This is a genomic window from Arenibacter amylolyticus, assembly GCF_002150785.1.
Taxonomy (GTDB): Bacteria; Bacteroidota; Bacteroidia; order Flavobacteriales; family Flavobacteriaceae; genus Arenibacter; species Arenibacter amylolyticus.
On the sequence record NZ_MTAZ01000011.1, the window covers coordinates 1 to 13014 of the forward strand.

The 13014-nt window shown below is 41.3% G+C and carries 11 protein-coding genes and 1 pseudogene; 3 read left to right on the top strand and 9 right to left on the bottom strand.

Going from position 1 to position 13014, the window contains the following annotated elements; all coding sequences use genetic code 11:
* Positions 1-49 precede the first annotated feature (49 nt).
* Together BV214_RS05845 and BV214_RS16875 are read left to right on the top strand one after the other, a co-directional pair.
* Positions 50-472, top strand: a pseudogene (locus BV214_RS05845) (serine hydrolase); the annotation flags it as partial.
* A gap of 26 nt (positions 473-498) precedes the next feature.
* Positions 499-621 (top strand): NAD(P)H-binding protein, encoded by a 123-nt coding sequence (locus BV214_RS16875; RefSeq protein ID WP_217868655.1) that lies wholly within the window; start codon positions 499-501, stop codon positions 619-621.
* Between the two features lie 502 nt (positions 622-1123).
* Here the strand turns inward: BV214_RS16875 and BV214_RS05855 are convergent.
* Entirely contained in the window at positions 1124-3301 is a 2178-nt protein-coding gene (locus tag BV214_RS05855) for an amino acid permease (protein ID WP_086476566.1), read from the bottom strand.
* Positions 3302-3604: 303 nt separating this feature from the next.
* Here BV214_RS05855 and BV214_RS05860 point away from each other — a divergent pair, with 303 nt between their 5' ends.
* Positions 3605-5161: a serine hydrolase gene (locus BV214_RS05860; protein WP_086476567.1), complete on the top strand. Its 1557-nt coding sequence runs from the start codon at positions 3605-3607 to the stop codon at positions 5159-5161.
* A 133-nt stretch (positions 5162-5294) separates the two neighbouring features.
* On the opposite strand, the gene BV214_RS05865 is transcribed toward BV214_RS05860, so the two are convergent.
* The 8 genes from BV214_RS05865 to ccoS form a co-directional block, all read right to left on the bottom strand.
* Positions 5295-6122, bottom strand: a complete 828-nt coding sequence (locus BV214_RS05865) for a metallophosphoesterase (RefSeq protein ID WP_086476568.1) — start codon at positions 6120-6122, stop codon at positions 5295-5297.
* Positions 6123-6408: 286 nt separating this feature from the next.
* Positions 6409-7113 (bottom strand): sulfite exporter TauE/SafE family protein, encoded by a 705-nt coding sequence (locus BV214_RS05870; protein WP_086476569.1) that lies wholly within the window; start codon positions 7111-7113, stop codon positions 6409-6411.
* A gap of 36 nt (positions 7114-7149) precedes the next feature.
* Positions 7150-7596 (bottom strand): FixH family protein, encoded by a 447-nt coding sequence (locus tag BV214_RS05875; protein ID WP_086476636.1) that lies wholly within the window; start codon positions 7594-7596, stop codon positions 7150-7152.
* Between the two features lie 77 nt (positions 7597-7673).
* Positions 7674-9092 (bottom strand): cytochrome c oxidase accessory protein CcoG, encoded by a 1419-nt coding sequence (ccoG, locus tag BV214_RS05880; RefSeq protein WP_086476570.1) that lies wholly within the window; start codon positions 9090-9092, stop codon positions 7674-7676.
* A gap of 40 nt (positions 9093-9132) precedes the next feature.
* Complete coding sequence (locus BV214_RS05885) at positions 9133-10011, bottom strand: cbb3-type cytochrome c oxidase N-terminal domain-containing protein (RefSeq protein ID WP_086476571.1); 879 nt, start codon at positions 10009-10011, stop codon at positions 9133-9135.
* Positions 10012-10112: 101 nt separating this feature from the next.
* A complete protein-coding gene (locus BV214_RS05890; protein ID WP_086476572.1) occupies positions 10113-10286 on the bottom strand; it encodes a CcoQ/FixQ family Cbb3-type cytochrome c oxidase assembly chaperone in 174 nt (57 codons plus the stop codon).
* Positions 10287-10292: 6 nt separating this feature from the next.
* Positions 10293-12491: a cytochrome-c oxidase, cbb3-type subunit I gene (gene ccoN / locus BV214_RS05895; protein WP_086476573.1), complete on the bottom strand. Its 2199-nt coding sequence runs from the start codon at positions 12489-12491 to the stop codon at positions 10293-10295.
* A gap of 2 nt (positions 12492-12493) precedes the next feature.
* Positions 12494-12703, bottom strand: coding sequence for a cbb3-type cytochrome oxidase assembly protein CcoS (ccoS, locus tag BV214_RS05900; protein WP_086476574.1), 210 nt, complete (start codon positions 12701-12703; stop codon positions 12494-12496).
* Between the last annotated feature and the right edge of the window lie 311 nt (positions 12704-13014).

Below are 13014 nucleotides of genomic sequence, written 5' to 3' on the forward strand. Positions count from 1 at the left end.
AACGGTAGTTTTAGAACTTCCTGAAATCGTTTAGGACAGTATTGGTCATGAACAGTATATCAAGGAAGAAATTCTGATACCCCTTGGGCTAAATAACACCTACTTTTCCCTTGAGGAAGTAAATATAGACGATGTGATGAGCGGTTATTACGTGGGCATTGACAAAGATTTTAAGACAAACGAAAACGGAATGTTGGCCACAGCCGAAGACGTGGGCATATTTCTCAGGGCATTGAACGATGGTTCTGTATTTGAAGAAGGCGAACAGGAAATCTATTCCACTATTTATGAGTACGAGCATGGAGGCCTGGTCCCTGGGTATCAAAGTCTCGCAGAATATTATGAAGACATGGATACCGTGGTCGTTCAATTCATAAACACCACGGATTTTGCGGGATATGAATGGAATTTATCGGAAATCGTAATCAATCGTATTGTAAAAATTTTGCGTAAGCAAAATAATGCTTCATAACATAGGATTATTTTTAAATCTATTCCATGAGAATTTTAGTAGTAGGTGCAAGTGGTGCCACAGGAAGACAATTAGTGGAACAACTGCTAATGCAAGGAGAGGAGGTTAAGGTAGTAGTAAGGCCTCTTGAAAAACTGCCCGAATCTTGAAAGGGCAATCAGCGCTTACATATCATTTTAGCAAGCCTATTAGAGTTAAGCGATACTGAAATGACCGAACTTGTTGATGAATGCCATTCAATTGTAAGCTGCCTCGGACATAACATGACCTGGAAGGGTATCTATGGCCAGCCTAGAAAACTGGTGGCGGATGCCACCCATAGATTGTGCGATGCCATCACAGCGAACAGGCCAGAGCAAAAAATAAAGTATGTTCTAATGCAAAGAGCAAGAAATAAAATACCTTGTTGCTCCTTTATGCCGCTGCTGCAAATAAGGGCTGAGACGAAAATTTAGGACCTAGGCTAGTTTCTAGGGTGTTTGCAAATTTGTCCTAGTAATTGAGTTAAACTAATCAGAGGCTCCAGAAATAAAGGAGCCTTTGTTTTTTAACGCTTGCCAACTATGTTTCATCTAGCTTGTTCTTCCCTAATTATTAATATTGACTTCCCATTTTGACAATAAAAAGCGGAATTAAATAGAAGTGAATTTGCTACACCAAAACATTTTCCAAAGTAGAATCTACGCAGAAAATACCGGATACTCTAGACTCGTACACTATGGTAATCATATCGGCAGTGGACATGCCGACATCAACGCTAAATAGGTTTACATCGGCATTGCGGTATTTTTTAACGTTCTCCAGAAGATCCCCCTCCGCAAAATTAATAGTGGTCTTCTTAGGGAACCTAATCATGGATTTAAGGTCTTCTATATCTGTTTCCGAGAATTTTAAATTTGGATTATTATCCACCACAAAGGCATCAATTTCACCCTTCCAATTCTTGCAAATTAGAAGCGCAAGAAGAGTTGATAAATCATTGTTTCCGATGTTGAAAATCTCTTTCCAATTAGAGGGAACCTTGGTTAACCAGAGGTTGATGTTTTTCTCAATGGCTAAGCTAGCTGTGGAATACGGAATGTATATAATCATTCCAAAATTATTCTTTTTAACATCCGATATTAGCTTGTCGTAAAAATCTAGGTCAGCATGTCCGGTATCAACACTAACAAAAATAATATTGGGTTTAAAAAAAGCGGCATTCAAAGATTGCATGCTGATATTAATAGTGGTGTTGAGTTCTCTATTTTCAACAAATGCATAAGAAACAGAAATCCCATTTTCTTTGTATTTCTGTGAAGCATTTTTCAAAAACAACTCAATATTTCGCTGTTCTTCTGGATTCTCATTAAACAACGCCAGTATTTTTATGGAACCATTGGGATGAACAATGGAGTGAATTAGCTTGTACGAGCTTCTTATTTCCTTCGGCATGGTCATTGGAATTAAAAGATCGGGACGCCAAGATCTAACTTCCTTTTGAGGGCTCAGGTTACTCGACTTTTTTGTGGCCCACTCTGCAAGCGCTGTAAAAAGACCACTTCTGGAATCACCTGCTTCGGATTTCAATTTTAAATTTACCAGATAGAAATAAAAGATGAAAATTAATATGAGGGATGTTAAGGCGACAATAACATTAATTACAAACATAATCGCGATAGATCCAAAGGCACCTATTGCAGGTACAAATAGCGGTACTTTTAAGGTGGGCCTATAACTGGGTAAATTCAAGGATTGTTCTACAAGTACAACAATATTTACCATGGCATAGGTAATCATAAAAAACATAGTGAGAATAGGAGCAATCGTATTTAAATCGCGCAATGAAATTCCTATAAATACGATAACGGCAGTTATTAGCATAGAATTGATTGGCTCCCCTTTTTTGGACGTTTTTGCCAGTTCCCTGCTTTTAGGTAATATACCCTTTTCTGCCAATGCAAGTAAAATTCGCGGAGCACCTATAAATGACCCTAAAGCTGATGAAAGTGTAGCGCCCAATAAACCTGCTAGTACTATGGGGCTAAAAAGGGCTTTGTCTATAAACAAATTATAGTTGGAGGTTAATTCTTCGGGAGTTGCTAGGAGTGCTGCCACGAATATTAAACTTATATAAACAAATGTGGTTAAGATTACCGCCGAAATAGTGCCCTTAGGAATGCTTTTCCGTGGACTGGTGAGATCCCCAGACATATTAGCGCCAGCCATTACCCCTGTCACAGCAGGGAAAAACACCGCAAAAACAACCCAAAAGGAGGTTCCTTCAAAATTATTCTCTATAGATCCTGGATAGTTGCCAAACAACTCAAAATCGTAGTTTAAATCGCTCACAAAAAGGGCCCCATAGATGGAAATTAAAGACAGGACAATAATCCCAAGGATTACATACTGAATTTTAAAAGCAAAACTGGTACTTATAAATGCTATTGTCATTACCAGTGAAAAAATAACCACATCTAGTACCAATGGATTTAAATTAGGCAAAATGGAAACCAATCCTTCTCTAAACCCAAAAATATACATGGCCACAGCCAAAGCTTGGGCTATGTAAAATGGAATGCCTATAGCGCCCCCAATTTCTAATCCCAATGATTTTGAAATGATGCTAAAAGCACCACCAGCACCAATACGTACATTGGTAGTAATTGAAGATAAACTTAATGCTGTAGTTAATGTTATGGCCACAGAAATTAAAAGAATTGCTAACGCACCAACAATACCAGCATTTCCCACCACCCATGGTTGGCGGATGTACATTATTACCCCAAGTATGGTTAAGGTTGTGGGTGTAAAAACTCCGGCTAGCGTTCCAAATGTTTTCTTACTCATGTTTCTAACATTTTTTACAATTATGGAATTTTCGTTGGCTGTTTAAACAAATGCATACCGGTCCTATTTGTTTATTTAAAAAGGGATATATGCTATTCCTGCAATAAATGGGGTTAGATGAGTGCTGTCACAATCAATGTATTGGTTTGTTTCCTGTGTTTATACCATTAATATACGTCTAAAAATAGCGAGTCGCTAATCATCTGGGTAAATATTGTATGGTTTCCTTGCCATGGGCAAGTTTCAGGTATATCAATGGAATAGTCTAAAGTTGTGGGTATATTTGGCCAAAACCCTATATCCATGACAAGAATTATTTTTAATTGGTACTTTTTAGTACTTTTTTTATTTGTTAGTGTTTATCATTATTCCCTTTCCGCACAAGAATCCCTGCCTCCCAATTTTGAGGCGTGGGTAGCCGCTGCACAAAAAGAATGGAACATTCCAGGAATGGCCGTGGGGATTGTAAAGGATGGCGAAGTGGTCTTTGCAAAGGGCTTTGGTGAAAAACAACTAGGCAGCGGGGAAGCGGTAGATGCCAATACCATTTTTAGCATTGCCTCGGTAAGTAAAAATATGACCGCTGCGGCATTGGGAATTTTGGTAGATGAAGGAAAAATTGATTGGGATGATAAAATCACCAAACACATTCCGTGGTTTCAGCTCCAAGACCCATGGGTGACCCAAGAGCTCACCATTCGCGATGCGCTCACCCATAGGGTAGGATTGGGAAGAAAGTTGGGGAATAGGCTTCAATTTATGACGAACAGCCCCCGGGATAGCGTGCTGTATAGAATGCGGTATATGGACATGGAAAAACCGTTCCGATCCCAGTTTGTATACAATAACGTCCTCTATTCCTTGGCTGGACAGATTATTGAATATGTGGATGGGCGAACCTGGGACGAGTTTTTAAAGGACCGCCTTTTTGAACCCCTCGGTATGACTTCCAGTACTACAAGTATTACTCAATTGAGACCCAGCGATAATCAGGCCTACCCGCATCAGGAAATAGAAGGTAAGGTAGTCCCCATTAATAGACGAAATTGGGACAATGCAGGTCCTGCCGGTGGGGTGAATGCTTCCGTAAACGACTTAAATAAGTGGATGTTGATGCAATTGGGAGTGGCCGGGACCTATGAGGGGAAGGAGATAATTAGCCCAAAACAAATGAATGAAATTCACAAACCGCAAATGCTCCGTCCGCAGGCAAATGCCTTGGCGGCACAAGGTTCTTATGGCTTTGGATGGACCATCACAGACTATAAAGGAAAACGGGTTATTACCCATGGTGGAGCAACGGATGGGTTTAACAGTGCCATGTACCTGATGCCCGAGTTGAATCTGGGGATTATAGTTGTAGGAAATACTTTTAACCGCCTAGGGAATGCGGTTGCCTATCAGGTGATGGATGCCTACTTGGGAACCAATGCGTTAGACTGGAACCAGTATTATCTGCAAGGGTATCAGAAAACCTTTGAGCGGGCTTTGGAAGCGCGAAAAGAAATTGACCAAGCCAGAATAAAGAAAACGAAGCCTAGCCTAGGGCTAGATGCGTTTACGGGCGTATACAAATCCAAGGGATACGGAAAGGTGGAGGTTAAAAAAGATGGGAAGGATCTGGTAATACGCTTTTGGGATACAGACGATTTAGAGGCAAGGCTAGAACATTGGCATTATGATACCTTTAGGGCAATTTGGAAGAATCCTGCCCAACGGGAGGAGTTTATGCAATTCCACCTAAACAAATCAGGGAAGGTGGAGGCTTTGGATTTTGAATTTGCCCTTAGGCCTCAATTATTGCAGGTTGGAGCTTATCCTTCCAACTATACCCATACAGAGCGGTTTGTAAAACAATGATAATAGTTAGTGTTTGTACTCAGGGGAGTCGTATTTATACCCGTTAGTGGTTGTTTTTCCAATGGTTATAAGACGCTCCGGTCAACGATTGGAGGTATACGTGTCGCGGGGGATAAACTTTTTATTATCGCTTTTACTGCAGGTTTAAAAAGCGATTTTCCTCGCGACCATAACCAATAACTTTTATGTGCTCGTGGTAGAATTCCAAAACGGCGTACGCATTTGTTTCGGTATCTACCATGCCATGCATGTTTAGATAGTGAATCCCGTTTTTAACTCCATAGTTGCCTTTGTGATTATGTCCGTTTAGGTAGGCTTTTACATTTGGATAGTTTTCTAGTATCGTTATCACTTCTTCGGCATTCCAGAGATTATGGATATCCTCTGGGTATACGGGGAAATGGCAGAATACCATCACATTTTCTTGATCCTTTTCCGCTTGGTCTAGCACGGTCCTTAACCATTGTAACTGGGTGGGGCCAATGGCACCGTTCCAGTAGGGGGCATCAATTTGGTTTCTAATATAGTAATCCGCGGTAATTTGATAGCCTTCACTAATTTCGGGAAACGCATGGAAGCTGAGGTCGTTTCCATCCAATACTATAAACCGCCAGTTGGCAACCTTAAAGTCATAGTAGGGAAAAGGCATTTCCAGCTTTCTGAATACCGCAGCTTTCTCATCATCCTCTACCCAGAAATCATGGTTTCCCAATACTTGGTACGTCGGCATTTTTAAGGAATTGAAGATGGGCTGTACCACATCAAAATTTTTCCAGTCCCGATCTATAAGATCCCCTAGGTGAATGGTGAAAGCTAAATTCATGCTATTGAAATGTTCCACACATTTCTGTAATTTCTCCTTGGATTGAATATATTTTCTGGCTCCTGCATCTTCTAGGTCCGCATATTGGCAATCTGCCATTACCCCAATGGAAAACGGGGTCTTTTTGGTTGCTGACATGTAAGTTTGTTCTAGTTGTTTTTATTGGACATGGACCTCTAGGTAAGCATATAATGGATGCTCCTAAGAAGGTGCTTGCAAATATATAGGAATCAAGTTCCTTTAAAAGTTCTTGAAACCTATTTTCATGATCCCCTTAATAGGAGGGTGGCAGAAATATAATCATTCTTTTTTATAAAGGGATTGGGGAGGTCATTAGTATCCAGGGTGTAGTGGGGGTAAACATTTGAAAGTATCCAATTTCTGTTGCCAATTGCTTACTTCTGGTTCAATGCCAATCCACCTATTAGTTGTGGCACTCTATGGCACTGCTCACAGTTTCCGTAATAGGTGCAGGAGAAAGATAGGGGATTCCCAGTCCCAAGCCTCTTAGGATAAAAAGGAGGCCAATTAATACCACAAAAACTGGGATTAAGCGCTGAACCGTTTGCTTTGCCTTGCCTTTTAGCATGCTTCCAAAATATACTGCAGTGGTCATTAATGGGATGGTTCCCAATCCGAAGAACACCATAAAAAGGGCACCCCACCAAGGGTTGGCAGTGGCAATACTGGTAAATACGGCCATATATACCAAGCCACAGGGAAGAAAACCGTTTAGGAAGCCTATGGTGAGAAAGGTGTCCGGACTTTTCTTTTTCAGTTCCTTGCCCATTTGATTTTTTACCTTGGACAAAAGGCCGTAAATGGGTTTGGAAAAATTGTATTTACTAAAGGTTTGATAGGGGATTAGGACAATCACAATCATTACGACCCCTATGATTATAGAGAGCCTTTGCTGTAATCCAAATACATAGAGTCCCTTCCCCAAAAATCCAAATACCAATCCTATGATGCCATATGCAGTTAGTCTGCCAAAATGGTAAAGGGCTACCTGTAGTAGTTTTTTACCCGGTCTATGATGATCTACGGGCAACATAAAGGCGATGGGTCCGCACATGCCAATGCAGTGAAAGCTCCCCATTAATCCCAATAAAATGGCAGTGACCAACATGTCTGGTAAATTTTGTAGTGGATTCTGTATTGTTCTTTAATAAGTTATCTGGTCTCTGAACAAATAGGATTCGTCTTTGTTTTGCCAGGAGACTTTTACATTCCATCTGCCTTCTACTAATCGCTTCTCGGGTATAATAAAATAATGGTTCCTCAACCGAATGGGCAAATCAAAGTCCAATTGCTTGTTAGAGGGCCTATAAAAGGAGACGGTTCCTGTAATGCTGTTGGGATCCATTTCCTGTGGAAATTCTAACTTTAATCCTTCCGGACCGTGTACTAGTTTTAGGGCTGCATTTTTGTCTTGCGCGTTAATCTCCGCATCCAATTCCTCCTGAAATCCCATCTCTGCCTGGTAGTAATCCTCACGAACTAGGTCGTGATTGGTCCTGTCATCCATCAGCATACTTACTACAAAGAATAAGATAAAACTAATGAACCCTATAAATGCCAGTACAATGCCTGTTCCCCAATTAATTTTCATGTTGTTTATATTTTTTGCACCCATTTTATTAGGGTCGTTTTTATTTCAATTTTTAAAAGTCAGGGAGCTATAATGGTTTATTTATAACTACGTGGGGCCATAAACCTTGCAGAGGTCGTTTCAATTTTTTTATCTCCGCTATAGACACCAATTTTCACCGTATTCTTGTCGCCTTCCAAGGCAGCATTGTCAATTTCTATAAACAGTGTCCCTTCCGTCAATTCTTGGGCTGGAACTGTAAATTCTGTATTCCCCACAAGGGATATAGATCCCTTGTGCGATAGTAGCTTAAAGCTAACATCAGGAATGTCTCTTGTGGTTTTATTTACCAGTTTAAAGGTGTATACATTGCTAATAATATTACCTTCCTTGTGTTCGTACAATTGCCCTGGAAGTCGTAAAATATTTGCTTCCAGATCATTTCTTAGAAAGAGCATGCCTATCAAAATCCCTGTTAGAATAACAAGGACGGCACTGTATCCTTTGAGTCGGGGTGTAAATTTAAACTTGGCTTTTTTCTCAATATTATCCTCGCTGGCGTATCGTATAAGGCCTTTAGGGAGGTCTACCTTCTCCATAATAGCATCACAGGCATCTATACAGGCCGTACAATTAATACACTCTAGTTGGGTGCCGTTTCTAATATCGATACCGGTAGGGCATACATTAACGCATTGGAAACAGTCTATGCAGTCCCCGTGCCCCATGGCTTGGCGGTCTTCCCCTTTTCTAAACTTTTTTCTTCCTTTTTCGTTCTCACCACGCTTATGGTCATATGCTACTACTATGGATTTGTTATCTAGCAATACCCCTTGCATACGGCCATAGGGGCATGCAATAATGCAGACTTGTTCTCTAAACCAGGCGAAAACAAAATAAAATACCGCTGTAAAGATCAGTAGGGAGACCATGGTGCTTATATGTTGCATGGGGCCATCCGCTATATATTGGATAAGGCGATCGCTACCTATTAAATAAGCGAGGAAAACGTTGGCAATTATAAAGGAAATCACAAAAAATATCGTCCATTTAAGCCCTCGTTTTCTGATTTTCTCTGCATTCCAGGCTTGTTTGTCTAGCCGAATCTGGGCGCCACGGTCCCCATCTATCCAGTATTCTATCCTTCTAAACACCATTTCCATAAAAATGGTCTGCGGACAAAGCCAACCGCAAAAAATACGGCCAAAGGCAACGGTAAATAGGGCGATGAATACCACCCCTATGATCATGGAGATTACAAAAAGGTAGAAGTCTTGCGGCCAGAAAGGGAAACCAAAAATATTGAACCTGCGTTCCAGAATGTTGAACATCAAAAATTGGTTCCCATTTATTTTTACAAATGGCGCTAATAATAAGAATGCTAGGAGTACATAACTTACATATTTACGGTATTCATAGTATTGGCCCTGGGGTTTTTTGGGAAATACCCAAGCCCGTTTGCCCTCTTTATTAATAGTGCCTATGGAGTCCCTAAAATTATTTTGTTCCTGTGCCATTCTTAGCCTTATGGGTCAATTTAATTTGGTGATTTAAGTGCTAATCCTCTGTCCAAAGTTCCCCTTCTGCATCCTTTGGATTTGCAGGGGTGGTTCCCGTTAACTCCGTAAGGATATAACTGGAGACCTGGGCTATCTCGGCTGGTTTAAGTACTTGCTTCCAAGCTACCATTCCCTTTCCTGCACGTCCTCCTTCAGAAACCGTTTGGAAAACTTCTTTAATACCACCGCCAAGAATCCAATAGTCATCCGTTAAATTGGGGCCTATACCCCCGCCGCCATCTGCCATATGACAAGCAACGCAATTGGCAAGATATACCGCCTCCCCAGCTTTTAGGTCGGAGGCATCGGTCAATAGCTCCACGGTACTGGCATCTACTAAACCTTTTGCAGTTTTTTTGTACTCTTCTATTTCTACCTGGGCCTGTGCTACGGCTCTTTCATACTCCATATCTTGGTTGTCCCCGCCAAATATATGGTAGCGGGCCATGTAGACTATAGCGAAGAGGATGGAGGCATAAAATAGGTACACCCACCATGGTGGAAGATTGTTGTCCAGTTCTTGAATGCCGTCGTAGTTGTGATCCAATATAATCTCGTGCTCCTCTTCAATGGTTTTCTCTCCCACCATTTTTTGTCGGAGGCGCTCTATCCAATTCCAAGCACTTTTTTTAGTCTTGGTTTCCAAATAGCGCTCTTTGGCCTCTGGAGATAAGCTGTTGAATAGGACGTTTTCTATCGATTTAACGATTAGCTCTATGCCGATCAATAGAAATAAAACTACTCCCAAGAACAATAAGGCAAGAGGGTGTTCCAAAAAGGCTGGTTTACTGCCCGATTCTACAAAGTATTCCATCAATCCGAAGATTAGAAAGAAGAAGAGCGGAATTCTTATCCACCATGGTGTGGTATTTCTCATCGTATTTGTTTTAAGTGGTTTCCTTAGGTTGAATTTGTTTTATATACGTGTTAGAGTCCAATTACCTACCCGACAGGCAAGTAGGTAATTCAACCTTTTCGCTACTCATCCTCCTCCAAGGGGATTTCGCTAATTTCCTTGATATGTTCCTTGGATGCCGTAAATACCCACCAAAATAGGATGGTAAAAAAGGCAAAGAATATCAGGAGGGATATGATGGGGTAGGTGGCAATCCCATCGATGGTTTCCATATAACCTTTTACAAATTTTAACATAGACTTTTAGTTTTGGGAGATTTCCTCCTTAGTGTTCTTTATTTTGATATCGGTTCCGAGTCGTTGTAGGTAGGCGATCATTGCTACAATCTCCCGATCCTTCATTTCTATAAATTCCTCTCCGTTTTCCGCAGCATACTGTTTATCTGCTTCATAATTCGCCGCAAAGTCTGGATCGGTATATAGATTCTTTTCTATTTGGGAGGCCTGTTGATCCATATGCTCAAAGGCGTTGGCAACCTCCTCCTCAGTATACGGGACCCCCAAAGCGATCATTGCCTCCATTTTCTTTTGGATTTTACTTCTGTCGTGCTTGTCTCTTACCAACCATTGATATGCCGGCATAATAGATCCTGAAGAGGTACTTTGTGGATCGTACATATGGTTTAGGTGCCAACTGTCAGAATACTTTCCACCTATCCGTAGCAAGTCGGGCCCGGTACGTTTACTACCCCATAGGAAGGGATGGTCGTAGACAAATTCCCCTGCTTTGGAATATTCTCCATACCGCTCTACCTCACTACGGAACGGTCTTACCATTTGGGAGTGACAACCAACGCAGCCTTCTCTAATGTAAAGGTCTCGTCCTTCCAATTCTAATGGGGTGTAAGGTTTTACACTGGTAATCGTGGGAATGTTGGATTTTACCAATATGGTGGGTACTATTTGGATGATACCTCCTATAAGGATGGCCACTGTGGCCAAAATAGTCAACTGTATAGGCTTTCGCTCTAACCAGGTATGGAAGGTTTCTCCTGCAGTTCTTTTCTTGGAAACCCTGGTTAAGGCTGCGGCCTCTGCCAACTCGTCTTCTACCTTGCTGCCAGATTTAATGGTTTTAGCTAGGTTGTAGATCATTACTAGGGCACCTACGATAAACATACTGCCTCCTATAGCACGCATCCAATACATAGGGATAATCTGAGTAACGGTTTCTAGGAAGTTTCCGTAAACCAAGGTTCCGTCGGGATTAAATTCTTTCCACATTAAAGCTTGGGTAAAACCAGCAACATACATAGGTAGTGCATATAGAATAATACCTAAGGTGCCTATCCAAAAGTGGAAGTTGGCCAAGGGAACAGAATGTAACTTGGTTTTGAACATTCTCGGAATTAACCAATAGATCATTCCAAAGGTGAGGAATCCGTTCCAAGCCAAGGCGCCTACGTGGACGTGGGCTATAATCCAATCGCTAAAGTGTGCAATGGCATTTACATTTTTTAAAGATAGCATGGGGCCTTCAAAAGTGGCCATCCCGTATCCGGTTATAGCGACCACCATAAACTTTAAAACAGGATCTGTCCTTACCTTATCCCAAGCACCCCTAAGTGTTAGTAGACCGTTGATCATACCACCCCAAGAGGGGGCTAGCAGCATTATGGAAAAGGCCACCCCTAAATTTTGGGCCCAATCTGGTAACGAAGAATACAAAAGGTGGTGTGGCCCCGCCCAGATATAGATGAAAATTAAAGACCAAAAGTGAACAATAGAAAGTCTATAGGAATAAACAGGCCTATTGGCCGCCTTGGGAACAAAATAATACATTAGTCCCAAGAAGGGGGTGGTGAGAAAGAAGGCTACCGCATTGTGTCCGTACCACCACTGTACCAACGCATCCTGTACCCCGGCATAAACGGAGTAGCTCTTAAAAAGCCCTACTGGGATGGCCAGACTATTGAAAATATGAAGTACGGCAACGGTTACGAAAGTAGCCAGATAGAACCAGATAGCGACATATAAGTGACGCTGTCTCCTCCTTAACATGGTGCCGATGAGGTTCCAGCCAAAAGCTACCCAAACAATGGTTATGGCAATATCTATTGGCCACTCCAGTTCTGCATATTCCTTGGTAGAGGTGTATCCCAGCGGTAAGGTGATGGCGGCTGCCACAATAATGGCTTGCCAGCCCCAGAAATTTAAGTTACTTAGTTTGTCACTGTACATTCTGGCCTTTAGCAGTCGCTGTGTGGAATAATAGACCCCTGCAAAAATGGCGTTTCCTACAAAGGCAAAAATCACCGCATTGGTATGTAGGGGACGCAGGCGGCCAAAACTTAACCAGGGTATGCCATCGGTGATGTTGGGGAAGAGAAACATAAAGGCGAGCAATAGCCCCACGGACATGCCCACAATTCCCCAAAACATGGTAGCATAAATGAATTTTTTTACGATTTTATTATCGTAATAGAACTGCTGTACTTCCATAATTACAATTTTTGACTTTCACTTAATTGGTTAGATTTTTCTTTTGGATTTGTCTCGGAAGTGCCTTTTACCAGATCATCTTCAAAAAGCATGCGCACAGCAGGAGTATAAGAGTCGTCGTACTGACCCCTCCTAACAGATACTATGAATGCAATGAAAAAAACAAGGGCCACCAAAATACTCAGGGCCAATAATAAATAGATGACACTCATTCCAGATATAATTTCGGTGTAAAACTAAAAAGGGGGTAATTGGTATAACATGACATTAATCAGCTTTTGAAAAAAAACTTTTGGGAAATAACTTTTAAGAAAGAAAAGAGCTCAATTGTCATTCTAAACAAACTGGTTGACAAGGAGTTGGTTGGTAGGGTAAAGGGAAGAGGGCCTATACGTACTAAGACGGCTTCTCTTTAATGGATTATTCGTAACGATTTATGGACAATACGTTAGGAAATGAAGTATTATGTATGAATAGTTTCTTAAAATGAAACAATTTATGGGAAAGATTTTTAGTTTTGCGA

Bases quoted from the DNA above. Each gene is read 5' to 3' on its own strand.
- BV214_RS05860 (WP_086476567.1), top strand. From the start codon at position 3,605: ATGACAAGAATTATTTTTAATTGGTACTTTTTAGTACTTTTTTTATTT.
- BV214_RS05855 (WP_086476566.1), bottom strand. From the start codon at position 3,301: ATGAGTAAGAAAACATTTGGAACGCTAGCCGGAGTTTTTACACCCACA.
- ccoN (WP_086476573.1), bottom strand. From the start codon at position 12,491: ATGGAAGTACAGCAGTTCTATTACGATAATAAAATCGTAAAAAAATTC.
- BV214_RS05875 (WP_086476636.1), bottom strand. From the start codon at position 7,596: ATGAAAATTAATTGGGGAACAGGCATTGTACTGGCATTTATAGGGTTC.
- BV214_RS05870 (WP_086476569.1), bottom strand. From the start codon at position 7,113: ATGTTGGTCACTGCCATTTTATTGGGATTAATGGGGAGCTTTCACTGC.
- BV214_RS05885 (WP_086476571.1), bottom strand. From the start codon at position 10,011: ATGAGAAATACCACACCATGGTGGATAAGAATTCCGCTCTTCTTCTTT.
- BV214_RS16875 (WP_217868655.1), top strand. From the start codon at position 499: ATGAGAATTTTAGTAGTAGGTGCAAGTGGTGCCACAGGAAGACAATTA.
- ccoG (WP_086476570.1), bottom strand. From the start codon at position 9,092: ATGGCACAGGAACAAAATAATTTTAGGGACTCCATAGGCACTATTAAT.
- BV214_RS05890 (WP_086476572.1), bottom strand. From the start codon at position 10,286: ATGTTAAAATTTGTAAAAGGTTATATGGAAACCATCGATGGGATTGCC.
- BV214_RS05865 (WP_086476568.1), bottom strand. From the start codon at position 6,122: ATGTCAGCAACCAAAAAGACCCCGTTTTCCATTGGGGTAATGGCAGAT.
- ccoS (WP_086476574.1), bottom strand. From the start codon at position 12,703: ATGAGTGTCATCTATTTATTATTGGCCCTGAGTATTTTGGTGGCCCTT.